Origin of the sequence: Sphingobium sp. CR28, assembly GCF_052327305.1 — a bacterium.
GTDB lineage: Bacteria > Pseudomonadota > Alphaproteobacteria > Sphingomonadales > Sphingomonadaceae > Sphingobium.
The window spans coordinates 1,310,869-1,334,405 of record NZ_CP182486.1; the positions used below are offsets into that span (position 1 = coordinate 1,310,869).

Sequence of the window (23,537 nt, forward strand, 5' to 3'; positions counted from 1 at the left end):
AAGAAAAGGGGGCGAGCCTTTCAGTCCGCCCCCATTTTCGCCACAACTGGAATATCGAACAATCAGAAGCGGTAGTTCGCGCTGATCGTGAAGTTGCGCGGCGCGCCGTAGCGATACTGGCTGAAGAAGCCCATCTGGCTATAATATTTCTTGTCGAACAGGTTCTCGAGATTGGCCTGAAGCTGCAACTGCTCGGTCACTGCGTAGCGCGCCATCAGGTTTACCAGCGTGTAGCCGTCCTGCTGGAAGCGGAAGGACGCTGCCGTGACGGGATTGCTCCCTGACGAATAGGCCCTGCTCCGGTAGTTCACGCCGCCGCCCACGGTGAGGCCGCTGAGCGCGCCGGGCAGCTCATAGGTGGTGAAGATCTTCAGGAGCTTGCGCGGCTGGTCGGTATTCGCCGGCACGTCGTCGCCATCTTCCGCCTTGAACTGGCTGTAGCTGGCGTTGACGTTCCAGCCCGGCAGCGGCTGGCCGGTCACTTCGATTTCGAAGCCGTTGCTCGTCACGCCCTCGGCCGCCACATAAGTCTGCTGCGGACCGTTGGGGCCGATCACCACGGCGCCGATCTGGCCGACATTGTCCTGCTTGATGTGGAAGATCGCGACGGACGTCTGCAATGCATCGCCGAAGAAGCTGCTCTTGAGGCCGATTTCATAGGCGTTGCCGTCCAGCGGGTCGAGCAGGCGCAGGTTCTGATCGAACAGGTTCTGCGGCTGGAAGATCTTGGTGTAGCTCGCATAGACGCGGTGATTGGAGGTCACGTCGTAAAGCGCACCGACATAAGGGATGAACACATTGTCGTCGCCATAGTCGCTGGGGCCGCTCCAGGCGAAGCCCTTCTGGTTCCAGCTTGCCAGACGACCGCCCAGGATGACCTTGAACGGATCGGCGACATTCAGGCGCAGCGCGCCATAATAGCCCGTCTGTTCGACGCGCTCTGCCTCATTGCGCACGGGCGTCGTGCCCCAGACCGGCTCGGGGAACGGCACGCCGATCTGCCCGACCACCGGCACGTTCGTGGCCCACTCGTTGGGCACGCCGGGTGTCTGTCCGGGCTGCAAATACGCCGGATTATACTGCGTGTAAGGCGCCACCAGATTGTCCGTGTGGCGCTTCAGCACGCTGTGCAGCGCACCCAGCACCACTTCATGATCGCGTCCCAGCAGGCTGACTTCGCCCTTCAACTGTGCGTCGTAGCTGTTCTGGATGCTGGTGCCCTTGGACTTGTAGGGGTTGCTGGACTGGATCGTCCCCGTGGCCCTGTCCACATTGCCGTAGAGATACAGCAGCTGCGTATCACCCGTGGTCCGCAGGCGGTTGTAGTTGGCCGTCAGACTCCACCGGTCGCCGATTTCCTGGCGAAGGCTCGCGAAGATGTTCTGGTTGGTGGTGTTCCAATAGGTCCAGTCCGCCGCCGTGCTTTGCGAGCGGGGCAGGTTCGTCGTGGTGCCGTCCGTATAGAAGGTCGGCAGGGCGCCCCAAGTCGCACCCTTGGGCTTGCTGTCCTGATGACTGATGCCGGCGCGCACGAGGGTGGAGTCGGTCACGTCCGCCTCGACCACGCCGTAGAGCACCCACTTCTTCTTGTCCTGAATGTCGATGTAGCTCTCGCCTTCTTCGTAGCGACCCACCACACGCGCGCGTACCCGTCCGTCGGCGGTCAGCGCGCCGCCAATATCGGCGGAAAGGCGCCAGGTGTTCCAGCTGCCGATGCTGGCGCTGGCATAGCCAGTGAGTTCGGTCGCATCGGCATGTTTGCGCACGAGGTTAACAGACGCCGAGGGATCGCCCGCGCCGCTCAGCAGCCCGGTCGCCCCGCGCACGATCTCGACGCGCTCATAGATGGAGACATCGACGCTGGTCTCGCCATTGCCGCCCGCCAGCGTCCACGCCGCCGGCACGCCATCCACCTGCGTATTACGGATCTCGAAGCCGCGCGCATAGAAGCTGTTGCGCACGTCATCCACTTCGTTGGCGGAGACGCCCACGCTGTTTACGATGACATCCTTCACGCTGATCAGATTCTGATCGAGGATGCGCTGCGCCGTCATGATGCTGACCGACTGCGGCGTCTCGCGGATGGTGAGCCCCAGCCCGGTCGCGGTGTCGATCCTGTCCGGCAGGGTGTAGCTGCCCGTGACGATGATCTGATCTTCTGGAGCATTGGCGTCAGCCGGCGTCTGGGCGGCTGCCGGCATCGCAAGCCAGCTGCAGGTACAAGCCAGCGCGATTGGAAGACCCGATTTCATTGTCGTCACCCCTTCTGGTCAAAGGCGCCTGCTCTCACGAGTGCGGGAGCGCGGCCTCTCGTTGGGTGCGGCCATTAGTAGGATTGCAAATCATTATCAATGATTTTTGGGGTAATGTCGACGAGGAGAGTGCCTTAGGATCGGTCGGTGGTCATTGCCCAGATCACCACCAGCATGGGCACGGCGAGCATTGCCCAGGCAATGACGTCCGGAAGGCCGTCTCCAGTCAGCGCGCTGACGAGCCCTACCACGCTAAGCGCGCAGATCGCTGCCGGAGCGGCGAAGATCGCCCGAAGCGTCGTCCGCCGCTTCATTCCGCCGGCACCGTCTCGCCGCCGCTCTCCACTTCCCGCACGCGCGCGGCAAGCGGGGTCCGGTGCTTGCCGAGCCAGAGATAGAGGCCCGAGCCGAGCACCACGATTGTGAAGCTGGTCAGCAGCGCCCAGAGGATTTTCAGCGGGAGGCCGCCATAGTCGCCGAAGTGGAGCGGCTGGGAGTAAGTGAGCGCAAGCATATACCAGGGCATGGGGCGCGCATCTGTGAGCTCGCCCGTCCGCGCATCGATGAGCGCAGGCGTCAGCGCGCGTTCGGTAAGCGGCGTCGCGCCCTGAAAGAACACGGCATAATGATGCTTGCTGCTGAACGCCCCGCCCGGAAAAGCAATGAACTGCGGGTTGTTACCCGGCAGAGCCTTTCGCGCGGCAGCCATTGCCCGGTCCAGAGACCCATATTGGGCCGGCGGCAGCGGCGCGCGATCACCATAAGCGCGGGTCATCTCCGCAAGCTCGTTCATTTGCCAGAGCTGGGTGATCGGGGTCGCAAGCGTGTTGATGATGCCGGTAACGCCGACGACTGTCATCCAGGCCAGCGCAGTGATGCCCAGAAGATTATGATAATCCAGCCATTTGAGGCGAGCACTGCGGGATCGGCGAAGCGTGCCGAAGGGGAGTTTGCGCATGAAGGGCGCATAGAGGAACACGCCTGAGACGATCGCTACCACGAAGAGCAGGCCCATTCCGCCAAGGAAGAGCATGCCCGGCAGGCCCAGAAACATGTCGGTATGAAGCTGGAGGATGAATCCCATCACGCCGTCTTCGCGTGCTTCGCCCATCGGCGCGCCGGTCGCCCGGTTGAAAAGCTGCACGGTCATCGCGCTGGCCGGTGAGTCCGGGCGCGGCGCGGTGGTCACGGTGAGCAGCGGCGACTCATTGTCGAAGGCCATGAAGACCGGCACGTCACCGAGCCGTGCGGCAAGCGCCCGCGCCGCCATTTCGTCCAGCGTCTTCAGCCCCGCAGCGTCGCTCGAAGAGGGAGGGCCCGCGGAACGGCCGGCGTCATGCCCGCTCAGCGCATCGATCTCGTCGTGGAAGATGAGCGGCAGGCCGGTCACGCACAGCATGAGCAGGAAGGCGGTGCAGATCAGGCTCGACCATTTGTGCACCAGATACCAGCCGCGGATCGCCCGGCTGGTCATGCCGCGGCATCTATCTGGCTGTTGCGAAGCATTCGCAATGCCTAGGCCGCATAGGGCAGGATGGCAAGAGACGGCACGCCGCGCGCCCTTCCCGCCGTTCAGGCTCCCAAGGGCTGTCCTACACTCACCTGCCTATGCAACGATCCGTCGCGCGCCCTCGGGCGACCAACGAAGGAGACATGGTCACGGCCGATTTTTTTGCTCCAAGAGGTGTAACCTTCAGAACCTTTCGTGGCGTGAAGCGGCGCCTGGCAGTAGCGGGACCGCGCCTACTCGGCGAGGGCTTCGGCAATCAGCCGGCGGCTGTTCTCGATGCCATAGAGCGCGATGAAGCTGCCCATGCGCGGACCCTGGTCTGCGCCGAGAAGCGTCTGATACAGCGCCTTGAACCAGTCGCGCAGCACCTCGAAGCCGTAACGCTGGTCCTTGCCGATCTCATAGACGATGTTCTGGATGTCTTCGGGGCTTGCGGCGCTGTCCAGCTTCACAAGTTGCGCGTCGAGTTCCGCAAGAGCGAGCGCCTCGTTGGGCTCAGGCTTGCGGCGCTTCAGCGTCGGCGCCACGAAGTCGCGATTATAGGCGAGCGCATTCTCGACAAGGCCCGCAAGGCTCGGTGCGCTTTCCGGCGTCACCCCCGGCGCATAATTGGCGAGATAGGCCCAGACCTGCGCCTGCGTCGCGTCGGCGCCCATCACGCCCACCAGATTGAGCAGCAGACCGTAGCTGACGGGCGGACCTTCGGCAGGCACCCCCTCTCCACGCGCGGCATGGACATGATGGGCCGGGTTGCCGAGCCGCTTGTCGATCGGCTGCGCGGCATACTGGCCGCGAAACTGCTCATACTCGTCCACCGCGCGCGGGATCACGCCGATGTGGAGTTGCTTGGCGCTCTTGGGCTCGCGATAAGCGAAGAAGGCAAGGCTCTCCTCGCTGCCATAGGTCAGCCATTCCTCAAGGCTGAGCCCATTGCCCTTGGACTTGCTGATCTTCTCGCCCTTCTCATCAAGGAACATCTCGTAGATCAGCCCTTCAGGCCTGCGGCCGCCCAGCACCTGCGCGATCTTGCCGGACTGCACACCGCTGTCCGTCAGATCCTTGCCGTACATCTCATAGTCGACATCGAGCGCGACCCAGCGCATCGCCCAATCGACCTTCCACTGCAGCTTGGCGCCGCCGGAGAGGATCGACTGCTCAATCGTGCGTCCTTCATCCTCGAAGCGCACCAGCCCTGCCTCGGCATCGACAACCTCGACCGGCACCTGCAGCACAATGCCGCTCGTCGGGCTGATGGGCAGCACCGGCGAGTAAGTGGCGCGGCGCTCGGCCCGAAGGGTCGGGAGCATGATGTCCATGATGGCGTCATAGTTTCGCAGCACGCCCCGCAGCGCCTCGTCGAACGCACCGGCCTTGTAGCGCTCCGTCGAGGAGACGAACTCATACTCGAAGCCGAAGCGATCAAGGAAGGCGCGCAGCATCGCATTATTTTGATGCGCGAAGCTCTCATACTTGCCGAAAGGATCGGGGATGTCGGTCAGCGGCTTGCCCAGATGCTCGGTCAGCATCGCCTGGTTCGGCACATTGTCCGGCACTTTGCGGAGGCCATCCATGTCATCGGAGAAGGCGACGAGGCGCGTAGGGATGTCGCTCATCGCCTCGAAGGCGCGACGGACCATCGTGGTGCGCAGCACCTCATTGAAAGTGCCGATATGCGGCAGGCCCGAGGGGCCATATCCGGTCTCGAACAGCGCATGGCCCTTGGCCGACGGGTTGGCGTCCAGCCGCTTCATCACCTTGCGCGCTTCTTCGAAAGGCCATGCCTTGGACTGGAGAGCGGCGTCGCGAAGAGCCTGAGCGGTGATAATCTGGGTGTCGGTCATGATCGCGGCGTCCTAGCGTCTTGCGTCACCAACCCCAAAAGGAAAATCGGTCCCTGGGCGTCACGATTTCCCGATTGTTTACCAATGGCGCGCATAAGGTCATCCGATGATCCTGCCCCTGGAGAGTGTTGAGCGCATGTTGATCCAGCGCGAGAGCCAGCGCCTGACAGTCGAGATACCCGTCGCTATCACCACGGTTCTCGAGTCGCTGGACGGCGTGCTGGTGGATCTCAGCGCGCAGGGCGCCCAGATTTTAGGGTGCACGCTGCCTCGGGGCACGCGTTTCCAGTTCGAATATATGGGCCAGACCATCTTCGCGCAGAGCATGTGGTCGGAGGTCGATCGCATGGGCGTCAAGTTCGCCTTTCCGCTGGCCGATGGCCCGCTCTACGATCGCCTTGCGGTCATGCCGAGCAGGACAGGTATGACCGGCCTGCTGAGAAGTGAGCCCGCTCCGGAGCCTTTTGTCCGATCGAGCGCGCCCACACGGGTCTTCGGTCGCGCTCCGGCCCCCGCGTTCGGGCGTCGCGCGGGGAGCTGAATAGGACGCGTCGCTCCGTTCACGTACCGTTCCCTTTCACCTCCACCTCCGCTAGAGCGGGGCCGTGGTTTCCCCCTCGCCCCTTTCGCCGCTTCCTCCCGCGCTTCACGTCAGCCATGCCGGCATCTGGATCTACGAGGACGGGAGCGCACCGTTCGCGATCGGACGGGCAGAAGCGATCTCGCGTGCGGCATCCACTCCGCACCTCATTGCCAACGCGCCTCTCGTCGCCACGCGTCTCAATCACCCCGATCTGTCCGGGCTGGATCTCCTCGAGCTCTTCGCCTTTCTTTTTCCCGCGCGCTTCGTCGTGCCTACCGTTGCCGGCCTCGCCCGCCCCCTCGGCGTGGAAGCGCCGGTCGGCGATCATGACGCGGCAGAGAGCATCGCCCAGATTGGCCGGGCAATGCTGGGGTGGTGCAGCCGACCCGATTGGGCTGAACGGGAAGGCGCATGGACCGCATTACGCAATCTGGAACGGCATCGCTGGGCGTGGGCGCCGCTGCTGCGCGGGTTGATCGCACAACCGAAGGAAAGCGAACGCTGGCTCTTCAGTCGATTGCCGCAATGGGAGGACGCGCCGCCGCGTCAGCCTCCCCGCAATGTGATGCTCGATGAGCAGGATGTGACGGACCGGTTGGGCGATCTCGTCGGCAGCCCCACGCGCATCCGCCCGGGTCAGGCCGATTATGCAAAGGCCGTCACGTCCAGCTTTGCGCCTCGCGCCAATCGCGACATGCCGAACATGGTCCTGGCCGAGGCCGGGACGGGTATCGGAAAGACGCTGGGCTATCTCGCGCCCGCCTCATTGTGGGCGGAAAGCGCCGGCGGGACGGTCTGGATCTCCACCTTCACCAAGGCGCTGCAACGCCAGCTCGACCGGGAAGCGCAGCGCCGTTACGCCGACGGCGCCACTTTCCGGGCACGTGTCGTGATCCGGAAAGGGCGTGAGAACTATCTGTGCCTCCTCAATCTGGAGGACGCGCTGCAAGGAGGCTTTGCCGGGCGCGCTGCAGTTCTCGCCCAGTTCGTTGCGCGCTGGGCCGCCTACACACGGGATGGCGACATGGTGGGGGGCGATTTGCCCGGTTGGTTGCCCACGCTCTTCCGCCGCGCCGGGGCTACGGCGCTGACTGATCGGCGCGGCGAGTGCATTTACGCGGGATGCCCGCATTACCGCACCTGCTTCATCGAGCGCACGACAAGGGCAAGCCAGCAGGCTGATCTGGTGATCGCAAACCACGCGCTCGTCATGATCAATGCGGCCAGAGGGCGAGAAACGCAGGAAACACCGACGCGGCTGATCTTCGACGAGGGACACCATCTCTTCGACGCGGCCGACGCCACTTTCGGTGCCGCGCTGACCGGACAGGAAACCATCGAACTGCGCCGGTGGATCATTGGCCCGGAAACGGCCCGCAAGGGTCGACGGCGCGGACTCGCTGCCCGCCTATCGGATGTCGCCAGCTATGATGCGGAGGGCGCGGAAGCCATTGACGCGGCTCGGGAAGCAGCGCGCGCACTACCAGGTGAAGAGTGGTTGCGGCGCATCGTGGAACGTGGCCCGGAGGGAGAGATTGAGCGACTACTGTCCGTCGTGCGTGATACTGTCCTGGCGCGGGCCGCGCGACCCGACGGCGAAGCGGATCCCGGATATGGGTTGGAAACGGACGTCGGGGAAGTGGACGGTGATCTTATCGACGCGGCGACCTCCGCCGCCCGTGCTCTGGAAGCGATCAGTGCCCCCTTGCAACGCCTCTCCCGCCGGCTCACCGCTGTTCTTGAAGATGCGCCGGACTGGCTGGACGGGCAGGCACGCGCGCGCATCGACGGCGCGCTGGCCGCGCTCGGCTGGCGTTGCGACCTCGTTCATGGGTGGATCGCCTTGCTGCTCAGACTTGGAGGGGAGCCCGACCCTCGTTTCGTCGACTGGCTGGCGGTGGATCGCATCGAGGGGCGTGAAATCGACATGGGCGTGCATCGACGCTGGCTCGACCCCACGCTGCCACTTGCCGAGGTCGTTCTTCAACCCCTGCAGGGCGCGCTGGTCACGTCGGCCACGCTGCGCGCTGGCGGCGACTGGTCGACGGCCGAAGCTCGAACGGGTGCCACTCACATTGCCGGGCCTATTCAAATCGTATCGATCCCGAGTCCCTTCGACTATGCGCACCAGTCCGAAGTGCTGGTCGTTACCGATATTCGGCGCGGCGATCTCGCGGCGCTGGCCGGTGCCTATGCCCGGCTGATCGAGGCAGCTCGGGGCGGCACACTGGGCCTCTTCACGGCGATCCGGCGCCTCCGCTCCGTCCATGCTCGAATCGCGGATCGGCTCGCGCGAGCCGGGCTGCCGCTCTATGCGCAGCATGTCGACCCGCTCGACCCCGGCACGTTGGTCGACATGTTCCGCGATGACCCGCGCGCGTCTCTTCTTGGAACCGATGCGCTGCGTGACGGCATCGACGTTCCGGGCGATTCATTGCGTCTCGTCGTCATGGAAGGTGTGCCATGGTCCAAACCTTCTGTGCTGAACGCTGCGCGGCGGCTGGCGAGCGGTGAAGGCGCTGCGCACGACGATCGCATGGTGCGCGCGCGTCTGGCGCAGGCTTTTGGGCGCCTGATCCGCAGCGCGGACGATACCGGCCAGTTCGTCATCCTTTCCGCCGCGTTACCGAGCCGCCTGCTAACCGCGTTCCCACCGGACGTGCCGATCCGCCGGGTCACATTGGATGAGGCGATTCTGGCTGTGCGAGAGCGACTTGGTGACGCCGAGAAAATGGGGCAGGAAGCAAGTTTGAGCTCCCCAATCGAAATCAGCCGGGAAATAGAATGAAAAGGTTGATCCTTTTGCGCCACGCCAAGTCCGACTGGAGCGACGGCGCTATGCGGGACTTCGACAGACCGCTCAATTCCCGTGGAGAGCGTGCCGCGCGCCTGATGGGGCGCTGGGCAGCCCAGCAAGCGCTATCCTGCGACATGGTCGTTGCCTCGCCCGCCGTGCGCGTGCGGGAAACACTGGATCATTTTCGGGTGGCCTTCCCGGTCTGCCCAGGACCCCACTGGGAGCGCCGTCTCTACCTCGCTACCGCCGCGACCCTTCTCGAGATCGTGCACGAGTTTCCCCAGCAGATCGACACCGTGATGCTCGTTGGCCACAATCCGGGCCTCGAGGATCTCATTCTCGATCTGGTCGCGGATGACGGCCTCTCTACTATGCGCCACTCAGTCGAGGAGAAGTTCCCGACTGCCTCCATCGCAGCGCTCGACTGCGACGTTCTGGACTGGCACGATGTGGGAACCGGAGCACGCTTCCGGTATTTCGTTCGCCCCAGAGACCTCGATGTCGCACTTGGTCCACAAGAAAGATAACAGTCAGCCGGGCTCGACGGCGTCCTGCAACAAGCCCCGGATGTCAGTGAGGCGTGCGATGAGGAGACCGAGATCATCTCTGCCGAGAATATTATCTCTGGACGCGGGCGAAGAGACGGAATTTTCAGGCTGCGTAGCCAAGTTCTCCATCGCTGATGCATCTTCCATCGGCGCGGAAGACCGCGGCTCCCTCTCCTTGAGTGCACGCTGCGCGCCCCTGACAGTGAATCCCTCAACATTCAGCAACGTGTATATGCGGCGCGCAACAGAAACGTCAGCCGGACGGTAGTAGCGCCGGTTTCCGGAACGCTGCAACGGCCGCAACTGAGGAAATCGCGTTTCCCAGTAGCGGAGCACATGTTGCGGCACGCCCAGTTCCTGCGCCAGCTCACCGATCGTCAAGAAGGCGTCTTCGGCCTTGTCCATGCTGCGGATATTCACTTATCCGCAGCGGTGGTCAATGCGTCGATCAATCAACGCGTCGTGATCCGATCCCTCATGATCTGGCTAGGACGAAATGTCAGAACCCGACGAGGCGTTATCGGCACTTCAACTCCCGTCTTGGGGTTGCGGCCAACTCGTCCGTTTTTATCCCGCAGAACAAATGTACCGAAACCGGAAATCTTGACGTTTTCACCACGTAAAAACGCATCCGTCATGACTTCGAGAATCTGTTCAACTAGCGTCGCAGACTCAGCCCGTGAAAATCCAATATGACGATTAATCAACTCAGCAAGATCTGCTCGAGTCAGTGTTTCTTCCCCACTCACTAGCGCCCCCTAATGCACTTCCGCACATTCGCCCCCCGGTGAATGTGCTAACGGGACTTCGGCTGTTCGACTCTGCCCGCGTCCTCTTTTCTTTGCGGCAGTTCTTCAAGCTTTGCAACATTGGTTAACGACGATTGGTGCGATCACCAAAAGCGTATTAACACACAAAGAAGTCTTGGCGCTCAATAGCGCAGCAGGCAGGCGCCCCATGTAAAGCCACCGCCCATTGCTTCGAGAACGAGCAAATCGCCGCGCTGGACCCGTCCATCGCGGACGGCAAGATCAAGAGCGAGAGGCACGGATGCCGCCGACGTGTTGGCGTGCCGATCGACGGTCACCACTATTTTTTCGGGCGGAAGACCAAGTTTGCGGGCGGTAGCGTCCAGAATACGGGCGTTTGCTTGATGAGGGACGACCCAATCTATGTCGTCCGGTGTGATCCCGGCGTCCTTGATGACTTCGCGCAGCACCCCAGCGAGATTGACGACGGCATGACGAAAGACGTCCTGGCCCTTCATCCGCACCTTGCCGACTGTCCCGGTGGTAGAGGGGCCGCCATCCACATATAGCAGGCCATTATGCCGGCCATCTGCGTGAAGCCGCGACGCGAGAATTCCGGGGCCGTCAGCCGCAGTCACGCTTTGCGCTTCCAGGACGACCGCCCCCGCTCCGTCGCCGAACAGCACGCAGGTTGTTCTGTCCTCCCAGTCCAGGATCCGGCTGAACGTTTCCGAGCCAATGACAAGAGCGCGCTTGGCGCCACCCGCCCGCAACATGTTGTCCGCTACTGTAAGGGCGTAGAGGAAACCCGAGCACACCGCCGCCACATCGAAGGCGATACAATCGGGAATACCGAGCTTGGCCTGAACGATCGTGGCGGTGGCCGGGAAGGTCTGATCGGGGGTCGCAGTGGCCAGCACGATAAGGTCGATGCTATCGGGAGTCACGCCCGCCGTGTCCAGTGCGGCACGTGCGGCATCGGCGGCCAGACTCGCCGTCGTCTCTCCTTCACCCGCGATGTAGCGAAAGCGAATGCCCGTCCGCTCGACGATCCATTCGTCGCTCGTGTCCACTCGTGTCGCCAATTCGTGATTATCGACGCGCCGCGCAGGTAAGGCCGAGCCAGTGCCGAGAATAACCGAACGGATAGTCATTGTGCTGCAACCGAGTCCGAGCCGAAGTGCCCCATATGGCCGATATCTTCCGCAATGCGATCCGTCAGGTCATCTTCGAGAAGACGCGCGGCGACATGGACCGCATTGGCAACGCCTTTCTCGTCCGCCCCACCGTGGCTTTTCACGACAATGCCGTTGAGGCCGAGAAAGACGGCACCGTTGTGATTATTGGGATCGAGATGCACCTTGAGAAGATGGAGCGCCGGGCGAGACAAGAGAAAGCCCGCCTTCGACCGCAACGAACTGGTAAAAGCGCGACGCAGAACGTCCGTGACGAACCGGGCAGTGCCCTCGGCCGTCTTGAGGGCGATGTTGCCGGCGAAACCTTCTGCCACAATTACATCCGTCTCGCCCGAAGCCAGCTTGTCGCCTTCAATGAAGCCGTCGAATCGCAAAGGCAGACCCTTCGCGCTTTTCAGCATCGCTGAAGCTGCGCGGATCTCGTCGGTCCCCTTCAAATCCTCCGTACCGATATTGAGGAGCCGGACGCGCGGTCGCTCAAGGTCCAGGACGATGCGCGCATAGGCTGCGCCCATCACAGCAAACTGAACGAGGTTACGGGCGTCGCACTCTGTGTTCGCGCCCAGATCAAGCATCACGGTGTCGTGATCGCCAAGCGACGGCAGAAGCGCCGCAAGTGCGGGGCGATCGATGCCCGGAAGGGTACGAAGCGAAAGTTTCGCCATCGCCATCAGCGCACCGGTATTTCCGGCGGAGACAGCAGCGCCGCAGCGGCCTTCCTTCACCGCCTGCACCGCAAGTCCCATTGAACTCGACTTGGTCTTGCGGATGGCCTGACTGGGCTTGTCCGACGACGAAATGACACCGTCCGTATGGACGATCTCGGACGCAGCAGTGAGATTCGGATGATTGGCGAGGGCCGCCCTGATCTGCCCCTCGTCGCCAAACAACGTGAAGCTCAGACCCTCATGGCGACGGCGCGCCAGTGCCGCGCCCGCGATCATGACGCGCACGCCTTCATCGCCGCCCATCGCATCGATGGCGATTCGCGGCGACTTCATCTCACGCGCTCCTGGCTATGGACCCGAGCCGGGCCTCAGCCACCGATCGCGACGACTTCGCGACCGTTATAGTGCCCACAGGACGGGCAAAGGTTGTGCGGGCGCTTAAGCTCGCCGCAGTTCGAGCACTCCTGAAACGCTTCCACGCGCAGCGAATCATGGCTGCGACGCATGCCGCGCTTGGAGGGCGAGGTTTTTCTCTTAGGGACAGCCATGAGGCACCTGTATCCGTAATTCGTTCAAAAAATTTCGACACGCCACCGTTTTCGCCAGTTTTCGTGTCAACGGCCCAACGGGCCGCAGCCAGCGCGGCCGGGGCATAAACGAGAAGGTGCGCCTATAGCGGTTTATTCCTCAGACGCAACCGATTCATTGAGCGATCAGGGCATGGGCTGATCCCCTACCACCTCAGGATACTACCTCAGGATACAAGGCCCGTCACCCGATCAGCCACGAACGGATTGGTCGCCCGCTCGTGCGCAAAGGTGCTGGGTTGACCGTGCCCCGGCACGAAGACCGTCTCACCGCCAAGCGGCCAAAGCTTTTTGGTGATCGCCTCCAGAAGATCCGCATGATTGCCGAGCGGAAAGTCCGTCCGACCTATCGATCCCTGGAAAATAACATCGCCAACAATCGCAAGTCGCGAAGGCGCGTGGTGGAACACGACATGACCAGGCGTGTGGCCCGGACAGTGAATGACGTCGAGAACCAGATCGCCCACCGTCACAGTATCACCATCTTCAAGCCACCGATCGGGCTCGAAAGGCGCGCCATTTATGCCGTAAGAACGCCCGTCATCGGCAAGACGCGCGATCCAGAAGCGATCCGCCTCATGCGGACCTTCGATTGGTAGGCCGAGTTCCCGAGCCAGTTCCCCGGTCTGCCCGCAATGATCGATATGCCCGTGAGTCACCAGCAACTTTTCGAGCGTGACCCCGTGCTGCGCGACCGCCGCCTTGAGCTTGTCGAGATCTCCGCCGGGATCGACCAAGGCGCCCTTCATGGTGCGGGTGCACCACAGCAGAGTGCTGTTCTGCTGCAGCGGCGTTACCGGGATGAAGGTGGCACGGAGCGAAGGGGGGCTATCGGTCATGGACTGTCATTTGCCGAGCCGCCCCCCTTCACGCAAGCGCATGTCGGCTGAGCATCCCCTCGACCCAGGCCGGCACGAGTTCGCTCGCAGGACCGAAACGGCTTTCGGCAAAGAAACTGCTGCCCTGCGAAGGTTCAAGATTGAGCTCCAGCGTATCCGCGCCCATTGCGCCAGCCAGTCTCACGAAACCAGCCGCAGGATAAACAGCCCCTGACGTTCCAATGGAAACGAAGAGATCGCAATCCCGAAGCGCCGCGTCGACCTTGTCCATCCCGTAGGGCACCTCCCCGAAGAACACGACATCCGGCCGCATTGCGGGTGCGGCGCAGGAAGGGCAAATACTGCCGGGCGGGAGCGGGTCGCGCCAATGAAAACGGGCACCACAATCCCCGCAAAGCGCAGAAAGATGCGCGCCATGCATATGGATGAGACGTCGAGCGCCAGCCCGTTCGTGCAAGTCATCGACATTCTGGGTTACGATGAGCAAAGAGCCTGCCCAGGCCGCATCGAGCTGGGCGAGCGCAAGATGAGCAGCGTTGGGCTCCACGGTCTGCACGAAGGCACGGCGCATGTCGTAGAAGCGATGAACGAGTTCCGGATTGGCCGCTAGCGCCTCCGGGGTACAGACATCCTCGACACGGTGGCCTTCCCAAAGGCCACCCGCACCCCGAAAGGTGGCGACCCCGCTCTCGGCAGAAATTCCCGCACCGGTCAGGATGACAATGGAGGACGACTCTGGCATCGGCATATCAAAGGGGCCTGACGCGAGGGACGCAAGAGATATGACGGCTATAGGGATTTTCGGCGTCACGGGCCGCATGGCTCAGGCGATAACCCTTGAGGCGACCTCCCCGGACGTGACGATCGTAGGGGGTATCGATCGCGAAGGACGGATCCATGGCGAGCATCAGACGCTTGCCGCGCTGGTCCAGGCAGCAAATGTCTTCATCGACTTCACGATGCCTGAGGGACTTCGCGCCCATCTGGCGATAGCGACCGAGGCGCGAAAGCCATTGATGATCGGCACCACCGGCCTCTTCGCGGAGGATCACCAGGCGATAGACGATGCCGCGACAGTTATCCCGATCGTGCAGGCTTATAATACCTCGCTTGGCATCGCGATGCTGAGCCACCTCGTGCGCGAGGCGACCAACCGGCTGGGGCCGGACTGGGACATTGAGATCGTCGAGACCCATCACCGGCACAAAGTCGATGCGCCCTCCGGCACCGCGCTGCTGCTAGGGACGGCAGCGGCGGACGGCCGAGGCGCGACCCTCCAAGACCTCAGCCGGTTCAACCGTATCGGCTTCGAGCCCCACGCACGGGAAACGGGCACGATCGGCTATGCCAGCCTGCGTGGCGGATCTGTGGCAGGCGATCACATGGTGGTGCTCGCAGGGGATGACGAACGCATCGAACTTGGTCACCGGGCCGAGAACCGCCGGATATTCGCACGCGGGGCGGTGCGGGCTGCGCAATGGCTCGTAGGCAAGGCGCCCGGCCGCTACACGATGAGCGACGTACTAGGTATCTGACCCCAATGGCCCGACTTCTCAGTTGCGCGGCGGTTTTCGAGCTGTTCAGCCGACTTGCCGAGGCGAACCCGGCGCCCAGAACCGAACTGGAATATGGCAACGTCTACCAGTTGCTTGTTGCCGTGGTCCTTTCGGCGCAGGCGACAGATGCCGGCGTCAACAAAGCGACACGACCGCTTTTCCGAGATGTTAAAAGTCCGGAGGAGATGATTGCACTGGGAGAAGAGGGCTTACGACAACATATCCGCACAATTGGCCTGTTCAACACCAAGGCAAAGAACGTCATCAGCCTCTCGGACGCGCTGATTTCCAAGCATGGCGGTGAAGTGCCGCAGGACCGAGAGGCGTTGACCGCCCTCCCCGGTGTCGGCCGGAAGACGGCCAATGTCGTTATGAACACGGCGTTCGGCGCGGAGACGTTCGCGGTCGATACGCACATCTTCCGTGTCGCCAATCGGACGGGACTGGCGCCCGGCAAAACCGTTCTCGCGGTCGAGAAAGGTCTGGAAAAGCGCGTTCCCCAGCCATTTCGGGTGGACGCACATCACTGGTTGATCCTCCACGGCCGTTATGTCTGCAAAGCCCGAAAGCCCGAATGCGGGCGCTGTATCATCGTCGACATCTGCACATATAAGGAAAAGCTTATATAGATAGGTCGTGAGAACCATATAGGAACTTTTCTCTTTCCTACACGAGCCAAAACTAGGCTCATCTCCGTCTGGCGAATGACTCGCCGAATCACGGAGCGAACATATGGCCGACCGGTTCGAATATCAGAGCGACTCCCTCTCCCTCCCCGCGCGCACCACTTTCGCGATCACCCCCCACGCAACTGCAGAGATCGATCCACTCCCCAAGGCGATCTTCGTCGGAACGGGAGGCAACATCATGCTGCGCGCGGTTGATTCCAACACGGATGTCCTGCTCAAGAACGTCTCCCCAGGACAGATTCTCGACATTCGGGCGCGCTTCATCCGGGCGAACGGCACCACCGCCTCCGACATTGTGGGGCTGGCCTGATGAACCGCCGCTATGGATTCGGAATGCGCAGAGCAGCGGTCCGGTCCTCCCCGAAAGGGAGCGGCGGACCCAGTCCTGCTCCCTTCTACTCCTTCGCCGTTCCAGGCGCTCTTCCGGCTGGGACGAGCATGACAAGGGCGAGCATCGCGACCTGCCACAATAGTGCCGGCATCCTAGTTGCCGTGGAGATCGACACCGCGCGGTTCGACCATGACCCCTCGACACTGGCTTATCGAGGCCTGCTGCTGGAAGCCGCGAACACGAACATTTCCGCAGCGTCCGCCACTGCCAGCGATCCCTCGTGGCAGATAAGCCGGGGCGCAAAAACGTCGACCAACAATCCCGATCCCGCAGGGGGAGACGGAGCGGGACTGTTTACCTTCGACGGGACACCCGGAACGCGCAGCATCTCGTTCTTCGAGAATGCGGCCCTGCTCTCCTCGGGCACGGTTTACACCAGTTCCGTCTTCATGAAGGCCGGCACGCAGTCGCTGATACAGATAACCGGCTTTCAGGCGATGTTCGGAGGGGGCGGATACGCCAACTTCCAGCTTACGGGTGGGGGGATCATTGGCACCGCGACCGTCCCGGCAGTCATTCAGGCTTATCCTGACGGATGGTATCGCCTTGCCATTGCTCACATGGCGACCGGGACTGGCGCGAACGGCAGTCCCACGATCGCACTCAGCCCCATAACCAGCCTCAGTTCAGGTCGAGTGCCATCAACCACGCTCAACACCACCCTTTTGGCGTGGGGAGGCAGCGTGACCGTCGGAGGCGGTCTCGAATCCTACATTCCCACCACGACAACGGCCGCCACGCGAGCAGCAGATGAGCTCCGCCTTGTCGGCCCCGCCGGCACCTGGCGTGTCACCTTCCACGACGGCAGCACGCAGACCCTGTCACTTACGGCGACGGATGGCGTCGCGCTCCTCCCTGCCGCGTCGCTCGCCAAACCATGGCTCATTTCCGCGGAGTTCCTGCCATGACGATAGTCTATCCGCTGCGCGTTCCCACGAACTGGGACACCGCCATCGATCCGGAGACCGGCGAGAGCCATTTGATCGTCACGGCGTATGATCCGCGATGTCATATCAACCTCGCCTCCCGCGACATGACGCCCGCGCTCGACATCTATCGGATCCACCCTGAGAGCCCGCAACTCGTCATGGCCGGAGACACAAGGCCGGACTGGCCGCTCACGGCGTTCCTCCGCTTCTCCAGCGAGGATGAGATGGCGGCCGCACTTGGCGGAGGGGCACAATGACCCCGCCTCTTCGTGCAATGAAAGGCGGAGTGCGCGCTCTACAGGAGCACGTCATCGACGAATGGCGCGAGGGCTGGCGCTTCTGGAGCGTCCGCATTCAGGCACTGGCAGTCGCCGCGGGCACGGTTTTCGCGGCGCTGCCAAACGAACTGGCACAGATCTGGGCTTCGCTACCACCCGAGTTGCGCGCCATGATGCCCCCTGCCGTCGTGCGCTGGCTCCCTATCCTTCTGGGCCTCAGCGCGATTGCCGCGCGGTTCCTCAAGCAGGGTGTCTCACGCCATGACTGAACCAGCGAGACGGCGCGCGACTCCCTCTGGCGTCGCCTCTGCCACCGCGCTTGTGGCCGGGTCCATGGTGCTTGCAACCACGCTGATCGAGCGGTGGGAAGGGACGCAGCTCTCACCCTACCGTGATGTCGTGGGCGTGTGGACGGTGTGCACGGGTGAAACACGCGTGGCGATGCGCCGCTATACCCTTAAGGAATGCCGCGCGCTTCTGGAGACGGCGATCCGGTCCACTTATGGCACGGGCGTGCTTGCGTGCGTACCAGCACTCGACCGCAGGCCCCGCCCGCTCGCCGCCTCGATCAGCCTTGCCTATAATATCGGCGTGACCGCCTTTTGTCGGTCGACCGTTGCCCGCATGTTCAGGGCGGGGGATTGGCGCGCGGGGTGCGACGCTTTCCTCCTGTGGAACCGCGCCGGCGGCCGGGTCATACCAGGTCTGGTCGAACGGCGGCGCAGCGAACGGGCGCTATGCCTCGAAGGCGCAACATGACGCCCCGACACCTCCTCGCTCTGGCGGGGGCCGGCTCGCTTTTGGCCGGTGGTGCATGGGTCTGGCGAATCGACACGCTGCGTGAAAGCCACCTCTCCGCGCTCCTGGCCTGCCGTGCGCAAAAAGCCGAACAGGAAGAGACTTTCATGCGCGCACAGAAGGCCGCGCAGGCGCTGGCCGCTGCGGCAGCTACGAAAAAGGAAAACGAGCATGAAGCTGTCCGGCAACAGACCGACGCGGCGCTTGCTGATTTGCGCGAGCGCTATCGCAGTCTCGTCCTGCGGAAGGCCACCGCCGATCACGGTTCTGCCGGCAGCGCCGGCCTGCCCCAGAATGCCTCCGCTTCCACAGGCTCTGACGGAACTAGTCGAAGTGCCCGCCTTTCTCCTGAAACCCTCATCATAACGCAAGCCGACGCGCTCATCTGCGCCGACAACACGGCGCGCCTGCAAAACGCGCAGAGCTGGGCGCGCGTCATAATGGAAAAGGGCGACATGGCCCCAACGCCACGGCCCGCGACTGAGCGCCAAGAAACCGGGTCTCTGTTCTGAAACCTAGGCGGTGTGGACAAATTCCGCATAAGCCGTGGTGGCGTGATGCTGGATGAAGGGCAAGGAGATCTGCGAAATGCGGGGAGGGCGCCCCGGATGAGCGGAGCGACGACGCCCTTCACCCGCAGCGCGCCATCCGAAGGACTTGGCCAAAACAGGCAAGAGCATCGTCGTTCGCTCGTTCAATAGTCCCACTATTCGCCTCGCTCTCTTCTTGCTCTTGCCCGTTTTGACTCAAGCCACGACCATGCGGAATTCGGCCACACCGCCTAGGCCAGCGAAAAGAGGGCTGTAGTTTATAAACCTTGCAACACGCTTTCTTAAGCGTTGGGCAATTACGGCCTGCGGGAACGCAACCTTCCCGAGAGCTGCCGGAATGCTTGGTTACCACGCTTGTGCGCACTCTCTCTTCGCTGTAGGGAATTGTTAATGATCCAACAGGGACGTGTGCGGACTGGCGAGATTTTTCGCCAAGGGGAGGCACCTGTATTCATCATGCGCGGGTGGAGCGGTCTGTGCACGGCACTCAGGTTTTGAACAAGCAGCATCCCATGGCGGCGCTACAGAGCTGGATTATACGCAATCCGCTCCTTGCAGCTGGCGCCCTCGCGGTCTTCATCCCCACAATCATCTTCGTCGCCAAGGCAAGCTGGTCGACCGAGGAAGGTGGCCACGGCCCGATCGTGCTCGCGACGGGCCTGTGGTTCCTCGTGCGAAAGTGGAGCGAGGCCGTGCCGGTCATGCGACCCGCGCCGGTCGGGCGCGTCATGCTCTTCTTCATTCCCCTGCTGATCGGCTACATAGTGGCGCGGGTCACCCAGATCGTCGAGGTCGAGGGCTTCTGGATGTATGGGCTGCTTCTCGTCGTGCTCTACAGCACGATCGGCAGCGCAGCGATGAAGCTGCTCTGGTTTCCACTCTTTTACCTGCTTTTCGTGTTTCCGCCGCCGGAGACGCTCGTGGCTGCAGTGACACAGCCGCTCAAGATCGGCCTGTCCGAGGCGGCAGTGAAGCTTCTTTACACCCTTGGTTACCCCATCGCCGGCGCCGGAGTCACCATGCAGATCGGCCAGTATCAGCTCTTCGTGGCGCAGGCCTGCTCGGGTCTCAACTCGCTTGTCTCGCTGTCGGCCATATCGCTCTTCTACGTCTATGTCCGCCATCAGGAGAACTGGCGCTACGCCTTCATCCTGCTGTTGATGATCGTGCCGGTAGCGGTGTTCGCCAACTTCGTGAGAATCCTCATTCTCATTCTGCTGACCTATTATGGCGGCGAGTCAGCGGCGCAGGGCTTCCTCCACAATTTTGCAGGCCTCACCATGTTTGTGACGGCACTGCTCACCATCTTCGCGCTCGACGCCCTCATCCAACCGCTGTGGCAGCGCTACAGCCATCGAAAGCTTGCGCATGGCTGAAGCCACCGTCCCAATCGATGCCGACGCTCCCGGCCCCCTCGGAGCGCGAGGAGTCAGCCGCCGGAATATGATGATGGGTGGAGCGCTGCTCCTTGCGTCCGGCATCGGCTATATTCGCCAGCCGCAGCCTACGCACAAACCGATCAAGGATGACGAACTGGAAAAGCTCATCCCAACTCATGTGGGCGAGTGGCAGTTTCTCACATCGTCCGGCCTCGTCATGCCGCCGCCGGACGAATTATCCGAAACGCTTTATGATCAGGTGTTCACGCGAATCTACACAGCGCCGAACAAGCCATCGGTCGCGCTACTCATTGCCTATAGCAGCATCCAGAACGGCCTGCTGCAGTTGCATCGACCGGAAATTTGCTATCCCGCTGGCGGTTTCAAACTGACCGACACGGTGCTCTCGCCACTCCGGCTGCCGGACGGACGCGAGATCAATACGCGATCTTTTGCCGCCAGTAGTCCGCAGCGCTCGGAATATGTATTCTACTGGACCCGGCTGGGCGATTATCTGCCGAATAGCTGGCTCGACCAGCGCCTTGCTGTGGTCAAGGCAAATCTCCGTGGCGAAATTCCCGACGGAGTCCTGGTACGCGCATCCGTGTTTTCCGATGCCAACCACCAAGCAAAGGCCGCCCTCAAGCGCTTCATGGAAGAATTGCTGGTGAGTTTGAGCCCGCGTGGATTGCAACTCCTCGTCGGACAATAGGATACAAAATGCAGCTTTACTCTGCGCCATCACCTGCATCATTCAGACTGTGGCGGCTGCGTGAATCTCGCTGTGGAAACTCTTAAATACTATACTTATGCCTGATCGGAGATCATCAATGAACAAGAAGATCATGTCCTCCAGCGCCCTGCTGGCGGTTCTGCTTACGGCGTCCGCCTGCCAGAAGAAGGCGGAGGGACAAGTCGTCGCCGTAGTGAATGGCGAGGAGATCACTCTCAACGAGCTGAATGCCGAAATCGCCGAAATGAACCTGCCGGCCAATGCCGACAAGCAGGCGGCGCGTGCCCAAATCCTCCAGAAGATGATCGATCGCCGTCTTCTGGCGCAGGCCGCCAAGGAAGCCGGAATCGACCGCGACCCCACGTACATCAGCCAGGAACGCCGCATGGACGAGCAGTTGCTCGTCTCCATGTATGGCAAGAAGGCCATGGATACCGTTCCCGTGCCGGGCAATGCGGAAGTCGACAAGTTCATTGCAGAGCATCCCGCCATGTTCGCCGACCGGACGCGTTATGCGCTCAACCAGTTGCAGTTCGACATGCCGGCCGATGCCAACCGCCTGAAGGAGCTGGAGTCGGCCAATTCGATCGAGGATGTCGCCACCCGCCTGACCGCGATGGGAATCAAGTTCGAGCAGGGTAAGGGCGCGCTCGATTCCGCCGTCGTGCCCGAGCAAATCATCAGCCGCATCAATTCATTGCCCGCTGGTGAGCCTTTCATCGTTCCGCAAGGCAACAAGGTCGTCGTGAGCGTAGTAACCGGCACTGAGAAGGTCGCGCTGCCTCCTGAAAGGGCGCGCCCGATCGCGGCACAAGCCCTGCGTGCACAGAGCCTCAACAAGATTGGCGAAGATCGCCTGAAGGAAGCCAAGGCGAAGGCGAAGATCGAGTATCAGGCCGGCTACGAAGCGCCGAAGGCCGATACAAAGGGCAGCCCCGCCAAGAGCTGACGCATTCGATTATTGAAGGTCAGTTCTGACTAAGGGAATGGGGACGATGCGCTGGCGCGGATCGTCCCCATTGCTTTGACGTGTGGCTGGACGCGCTGCTCTACCAGCGCAGCGCGAGGCCCACAGTTACTAAGGTCGCCAAGCCGAGCAGCACACCGTCGCGCTTGAGCGAGAACGGAATGCCTGACCCCGGCGCCAGGAGATAGACGAGAATCTCGGGCAGGCGCTGCAAACCGACGACGAAGACGAGTCCGGTCAGCGACTTGAAATAGGCGCATACTGCGAGCCCAACGAGGAAGCTGATGCCCTTCAGCAAGGTCACGAAAAACGTATATTTGAAGCGCTGGGCAGCAATTAGGATGTTCGCCGTGACTGCAAAGGGCAGGAGCAGCAGGGCGATGCCGAAGATCTGCAGATAATGACCGGCGCTGGCGTAGCGCGGATCATACATGAGCGTGATCATCAGCTGGCCGAAGATCGCAAAGCCAAGGCCAAAAGCGATGCTGTAAAGGTCGATTGGTAGCCGAAAGCGATAATATTGTGCTCGGAAAGCCTCCCGATCGTGGTTTTCCAGCGCCTTCATCACCGAGATGCTGACCGCTGAATTGAACTTTAGCGGCAGGTTCTGCACGGCGTCGAACAGCGCAAAAGCAATAGAGTAGATGCCAAGAGCCGTCAGCCCGAAGGCATAGCCAATGATGAGCTTGTCTGCCGAAAGAGTGATGACAGTGAGCAGGCTGGTGATGGCGATCCAGCGCGAATGACCAAAAACTTCCTTCAAGTCCGCCCAGTTGACACGAAAGCGCATCTTCGGCCCGGGCAATCGCATCGACAGGGCGGAACGGATGATCGCGCCCAGCACCATGGGGATCGCAAGCGCCCACACGGAACGCAGGAAAAAGGCGAACACGATGTTGGCGATCGTCGTCGCCGTCTTGCTCACGATGTCGATGCGCGTGACGGCACCCTGCTCCAGATGGCGGGCAAGGCGGAACTCGTTGATGGAATTGAAGCCCCCGAACAGCAGGCACAGACCCACGAACGCGAGAAGTCCGGGAAGCAAGGGATCCGCGTAGCTGCTCCCCGCCGCTATCCAGCCCCGTTGCTGCGCAACGTGCCATGTCAGTCCCATTGCAACCAACAGCAACGTGAGAATGACGCCCCGGAAGATCTGGAGCACCCAGACGCTGCTCAGAAAATCCGGATCATCGCCGCGCTTGTGCGTCAACACGATCGGACGAAGACCGAGATCGGAGAGCATGAATACGATTGTGAGGAAAATCGAAACCGTGGAAATAAGGCCGAAGACGCTCGGTTCGAGAAGGCGGGTAACGATCAGACTGGAGCCGAAGCGCAGCACTAGTTCAGAACCGTAGCTCACACCAACCCAAGAGGCGTTCCGTACAATCCGCCCTTTGAGCGAGCCGTCGTCTCGCGCCATTCCCAGCATGGCCTGGGCTCTGCCCCGACAACTGCTCAACCAGTTTTCAATCACGCCACGCACTTTCCTGGCCCGCCTTTTTATCGCCTGTGGCATGTAGCGTTTGAAATAAGGTTAGCGCCCGACATGCAATGTCACGCGCCAATTGACAGAGTTTAGCCCGCAGGCCAATGCCTTTGCGTTCGCACGGATTCAAATGCGCGCGCTCATGCGCGGCCATGGAGCCGATCGGACCGCCCGACCGCGCCAGAACGGCGACAAACAGGCGGGCTG

General features: G+C 62.0%; 26 protein-coding genes. 14 read left to right on the top strand and 12 right to left on the bottom strand.

Annotated features, from left to right (window positions below):
* Positions 1-62: 62 nt before the first annotated feature.
* The 4 genes from ACNAOH_RS06175 to ACNAOH_RS06190 all read right to left on the bottom strand — a co-directional run bounded on the left by ACNAOH_RS06175 (position 63) and on the right by ACNAOH_RS06190 (position 5,603).
* The gene (locus tag ACNAOH_RS06175; protein WP_443972062.1) at positions 63-2,201 is read right to left on the bottom strand and encodes a TonB-dependent siderophore receptor; all 2,139 of its coding nucleotides are present in this window, start codon (positions 2,199-2,201) and stop codon (positions 63-65) included.
* Positions 2,202-2,386: 185 nt separating this feature from the next.
* Entirely contained in the window at positions 2,387-2,566 is a 180-nt protein-coding gene (locus ACNAOH_RS06180) for a hypothetical protein (protein WP_443971879.1), read from the bottom strand.
* On the bottom strand, positions 2,563-3,726 hold the full coding sequence (locus tag ACNAOH_RS06185; RefSeq protein WP_443971880.1) for a PepSY-associated TM helix domain-containing protein: 1,164 nt from the start codon (positions 3,724-3,726) through the stop codon (positions 2,563-2,565). Before ACNAOH_RS06185 ends, ACNAOH_RS06180 begins: the two co-directional genes overlap by 4 nt.
* A 269-nt stretch (positions 3,727-3,995) precedes the next feature.
* Positions 3,996-5,603 (bottom strand): lysine--tRNA ligase, encoded by a 1,608-nt coding sequence (locus ACNAOH_RS06190; RefSeq protein ID WP_443971881.1) that lies wholly within the window; start codon positions 5,601-5,603, stop codon positions 3,996-3,998.
* Positions 5,604-5,709: 106 nt separating this feature from the next.
* Between ACNAOH_RS06190 and ACNAOH_RS06195 the strand changes: the two genes are divergently transcribed.
* The 3 genes from ACNAOH_RS06195 (at position 5,710) to ACNAOH_RS06205 (ending at position 9,510) form a co-directional block, all read left to right on the top strand.
* On the top strand, positions 5,710-6,144 hold the full coding sequence (locus ACNAOH_RS06195; protein ID WP_443971882.1) for a PilZ domain-containing protein: 435 nt from the start codon (positions 5,710-5,712) through the stop codon (positions 6,142-6,144).
* Positions 6,145-6,208: 64 nt separating this feature from the next.
* Entirely contained in the window at positions 6,209-8,974 is a 2,766-nt protein-coding gene (locus ACNAOH_RS06200) for an ATP-dependent DNA helicase (RefSeq protein WP_443971883.1), read from the top strand.
* Positions 8,971-9,510, top strand: a complete 540-nt coding sequence (locus tag ACNAOH_RS06205; RefSeq protein WP_443971884.1) for a SixA phosphatase family protein — start codon at positions 8,971-8,973, stop codon at positions 9,508-9,510. The genes ACNAOH_RS06200 and ACNAOH_RS06205 overlap by 4 nt, the downstream gene beginning before the upstream one ends.
* Positions 9,511-9,513: 3 nt before the next feature.
* Here the strand turns inward: ACNAOH_RS06205 and ACNAOH_RS06210 are convergent, their stop codons facing one another.
* The 7 genes from ACNAOH_RS06210 to ACNAOH_RS06240 all read right to left on the bottom strand — a co-directional run bounded on the left by ACNAOH_RS06210 (position 9,514) and on the right by ACNAOH_RS06240 (position 14,312).
* Positions 9,514-9,936, bottom strand: coding sequence for a MerR family transcriptional regulator (locus ACNAOH_RS06210; RefSeq protein ID WP_443971885.1), 423 nt, complete (start codon positions 9,934-9,936; stop codon positions 9,514-9,516).
* Positions 9,937-9,983: 47 nt separating this feature from the next.
* A complete protein-coding gene (locus tag ACNAOH_RS06215; RefSeq protein WP_443971886.1) occupies positions 9,984-10,280 on the bottom strand; it encodes an integration host factor subunit alpha in 297 nt (98 codons plus the stop codon).
* Between the two features lie 182 nt (positions 10,281-10,462).
* Entirely contained in the window at positions 10,463-11,434 is a 972-nt protein-coding gene (locus ACNAOH_RS06220; RefSeq protein WP_443971887.1) for a beta-ketoacyl-ACP synthase III, read from the bottom strand.
* Entirely contained in the window at positions 11,431-12,477 is a 1,047-nt protein-coding gene (plsX, locus tag ACNAOH_RS06225) for a phosphate acyltransferase PlsX (RefSeq protein WP_443971888.1), read from the bottom strand. The genes ACNAOH_RS06220 and plsX overlap by 4 nt, the downstream gene beginning before the upstream one ends.
* Positions 12,478-12,512: 35 nt before the next feature.
* Positions 12,513-12,692, bottom strand: coding sequence for a 50S ribosomal protein L32 (gene rpmF, locus ACNAOH_RS06230; protein ID WP_443971889.1), 180 nt, complete (start codon positions 12,690-12,692; stop codon positions 12,513-12,515).
* A gap of 206 nt (positions 12,693-12,898) precedes the next feature.
* The gene (locus ACNAOH_RS06235; RefSeq protein WP_443971890.1) at positions 12,899-13,570 is read right to left on the bottom strand and encodes an MBL fold metallo-hydrolase; all 672 of its coding nucleotides are present in this window, start codon (positions 13,568-13,570) and stop codon (positions 12,899-12,901) included.
* 28 nt (positions 13,571-13,598) lie between these two features.
* Positions 13,599-14,312 (bottom strand): NAD-dependent deacylase, encoded by a 714-nt coding sequence (locus ACNAOH_RS06240; RefSeq protein ID WP_443972063.1) that lies wholly within the window; start codon positions 14,310-14,312, stop codon positions 13,599-13,601.
* Between the two features lie 40 nt (positions 14,313-14,352).
* Here ACNAOH_RS06240 and dapB point away from each other — a divergent pair, with 40 nt between their 5' ends.
* From dapB to ACNAOH_RS06295, 11 genes are all read left to right on the top strand, one after another.
* Complete coding sequence (gene dapB / locus ACNAOH_RS06245) at positions 14,353-15,105, top strand: 4-hydroxy-tetrahydrodipicolinate reductase (protein WP_443971891.1); 753 nt, start codon at positions 14,353-14,355, stop codon at positions 15,103-15,105.
* A gap of 5 nt (positions 15,106-15,110) precedes the next feature.
* The gene (gene nth, locus ACNAOH_RS06250; protein WP_443971892.1) at positions 15,111-15,755 is read left to right on the top strand and encodes an endonuclease III; all 645 of its coding nucleotides are present in this window, start codon (positions 15,111-15,113) and stop codon (positions 15,753-15,755) included.
* A gap of 103 nt (positions 15,756-15,858) precedes the next feature.
* Positions 15,859-16,125, top strand: coding sequence for a spike base protein, RCAP_Rcc01079 family (locus ACNAOH_RS06255; RefSeq protein WP_443971893.1), 267 nt, complete (start codon positions 15,859-15,861; stop codon positions 16,123-16,125).
* Between the two features lie 128 nt (positions 16,126-16,253).
* A complete protein-coding gene (locus ACNAOH_RS06260) occupies positions 16,254-17,114 on the top strand; it encodes a phage head spike fiber domain-containing protein (RefSeq protein ID WP_443971894.1) in 861 nt (286 codons plus the stop codon).
* Positions 17,111-17,392 carry a hypothetical protein gene (locus tag ACNAOH_RS06265; protein ID WP_443971895.1) on the top strand — a complete coding sequence of 94 codons (282 nt, stop codon included), beginning with the start codon at positions 17,111-17,113 and terminating at the stop codon, positions 17,390-17,392. The genes ACNAOH_RS06260 and ACNAOH_RS06265 overlap by 4 nt, the downstream gene beginning before the upstream one ends.
* Positions 17,389-17,682, top strand: a complete 294-nt coding sequence (locus tag ACNAOH_RS06270; RefSeq protein WP_443971896.1) for a DUF7940 domain-containing protein — start codon at positions 17,389-17,391, stop codon at positions 17,680-17,682. Before ACNAOH_RS06265 ends, ACNAOH_RS06270 begins: the two co-directional genes overlap by 4 nt.
* A complete protein-coding gene (locus tag ACNAOH_RS06275) occupies positions 17,675-18,172 on the top strand; it encodes a lysozyme (RefSeq protein WP_443971897.1) in 498 nt (165 codons plus the stop codon). The genes ACNAOH_RS06270 and ACNAOH_RS06275 overlap by 8 nt, the downstream gene beginning before the upstream one ends.
* Positions 18,169-18,723, top strand: coding sequence for a hypothetical protein (locus tag ACNAOH_RS06280; RefSeq protein ID WP_443971898.1), 555 nt, complete (start codon positions 18,169-18,171; stop codon positions 18,721-18,723). The genes ACNAOH_RS06275 and ACNAOH_RS06280 overlap by 4 nt, the downstream gene beginning before the upstream one ends.
* 551 nt (positions 18,724-19,274) lie before the next feature.
* Positions 19,275-20,138, top strand: coding sequence for an exosortase V (xrtV, locus tag ACNAOH_RS06285; protein ID WP_443971899.1), 864 nt, complete (start codon positions 19,275-19,277; stop codon positions 20,136-20,138).
* A complete protein-coding gene (gene epsI / locus ACNAOH_RS06290; protein ID WP_443971900.1) occupies positions 20,131-20,853 on the top strand; it encodes an exosortase-associated protein EpsI, V-type in 723 nt (240 codons plus the stop codon). The genes xrtV and epsI overlap by 8 nt, the downstream gene beginning before the upstream one ends.
* Positions 20,854-20,971: 118 nt before the next feature.
* Entirely contained in the window at positions 20,972-21,823 is an 852-nt protein-coding gene (locus ACNAOH_RS06295; RefSeq protein WP_443971901.1) for an EpsD family peptidyl-prolyl cis-trans isomerase, read from the top strand.
* 100 nt (positions 21,824-21,923) lie between these two features.
* Here ACNAOH_RS06295 and ACNAOH_RS06300 read toward each other — a convergent pair whose 3' ends face one another.
* Positions 21,924-23,360, bottom strand: coding sequence for an oligosaccharide flippase family protein (locus ACNAOH_RS06300; protein WP_443971902.1), 1,437 nt, complete (start codon positions 23,358-23,360; stop codon positions 21,924-21,926).
* Between the last annotated feature and the right edge of the window lie 177 nt (positions 23,361-23,537).

Coding starts and splice junctions, on each gene's coding strand:
- plsX (WP_443971888.1), bottom strand. CDS start 12,477: ATGAAGTCGCCGCGAATCGCCATCGATGCGATGGGCGGCGATGAAGGC.
- ACNAOH_RS06220 (WP_443971887.1), bottom strand. CDS start 11,434: ATGACTATCCGTTCGGTTATTCTCGGCACTGGCTCGGCCTTACCTGCG.
- rpmF (WP_443971889.1), bottom strand. CDS start 12,692: ATGGCTGTCCCTAAGAGAAAAACCTCGCCCTCCAAGCGCGGCATGCGT.
- ACNAOH_RS06185 (WP_443971880.1), bottom strand. CDS start 3,726: ATGACCAGCCGGGCGATCCGCGGCTGGTATCTGGTGCACAAATGGTCG.
- ACNAOH_RS06205 (WP_443971884.1), top strand. CDS start 8,971: ATGAAAAGGTTGATCCTTTTGCGCCACGCCAAGTCCGACTGGAGCGAC.
- ACNAOH_RS06195 (WP_443971882.1), top strand. CDS start 5,710: ATGATCCTGCCCCTGGAGAGTGTTGAGCGCATGTTGATCCAGCGCGAG.
- ACNAOH_RS06235 (WP_443971890.1), bottom strand. CDS start 13,570: ATGACCGATAGCCCCCCTTCGCTCCGTGCCACCTTCATCCCGGTAACG.
- ACNAOH_RS06275 (WP_443971897.1), top strand. CDS start 17,675: ATGACTGAACCAGCGAGACGGCGCGCGACTCCCTCTGGCGTCGCCTCT.
- ACNAOH_RS06255 (WP_443971893.1), top strand. CDS start 15,859: ATGGCCGACCGGTTCGAATATCAGAGCGACTCCCTCTCCCTCCCCGCG.
- ACNAOH_RS06175 (WP_443972062.1), bottom strand. CDS start 2,201: ATGCCGGCAGCCGCCCAGACGCCGGCTGACGCCAATGCTCCAGAAGAT.
- ACNAOH_RS06280 (WP_443971898.1), top strand. CDS start 18,169: ATGACGCCCCGACACCTCCTCGCTCTGGCGGGGGCCGGCTCGCTTTTG.
- ACNAOH_RS06190 (WP_443971881.1), bottom strand. CDS start 5,603: ATGACCGACACCCAGATTATCACCGCTCAGGCTCTTCGCGACGCCGCT.
- ACNAOH_RS06240 (WP_443972063.1), bottom strand. CDS start 14,312: ATGCCAGAGTCGTCCTCCATTGTCATCCTGACCGGTGCGGGAATTTCT.
- ACNAOH_RS06300 (WP_443971902.1), bottom strand. CDS start 23,360: ATGCCACAGGCGATAAAAAGGCGGGCCAGGAAAGTGCGTGGCGTGATT.
- epsI (WP_443971900.1), top strand. CDS start 20,131: ATGGCTGAAGCCACCGTCCCAATCGATGCCGACGCTCCCGGCCCCCTC.
- xrtV (WP_443971899.1), top strand. CDS start 19,275: ATGGCGGCGCTACAGAGCTGGATTATACGCAATCCGCTCCTTGCAGCT.
- nth (WP_443971892.1), top strand. CDS start 15,111: ATGGCCCGACTTCTCAGTTGCGCGGCGGTTTTCGAGCTGTTCAGCCGA.
- ACNAOH_RS06180 (WP_443971879.1), bottom strand. CDS start 2,566: ATGAAGCGGCGGACGACGCTTCGGGCGATCTTCGCCGCTCCGGCAGCG.
- ACNAOH_RS06265 (WP_443971895.1), top strand. CDS start 17,111: ATGACGATAGTCTATCCGCTGCGCGTTCCCACGAACTGGGACACCGCC.
- ACNAOH_RS06270 (WP_443971896.1), top strand. CDS start 17,389: ATGACCCCGCCTCTTCGTGCAATGAAAGGCGGAGTGCGCGCTCTACAG.
- dapB (WP_443971891.1), top strand. CDS start 14,353: ATGACGGCTATAGGGATTTTCGGCGTCACGGGCCGCATGGCTCAGGCG.
- ACNAOH_RS06260 (WP_443971894.1), top strand. CDS start 16,254: ATGACAAGGGCGAGCATCGCGACCTGCCACAATAGTGCCGGCATCCTA.
- ACNAOH_RS06295 (WP_443971901.1), top strand. CDS start 20,972: ATGAACAAGAAGATCATGTCCTCCAGCGCCCTGCTGGCGGTTCTGCTT.
- ACNAOH_RS06210 (WP_443971885.1), bottom strand. CDS start 9,936: ATGGACAAGGCCGAAGACGCCTTCTTGACGATCGGTGAGCTGGCGCAG.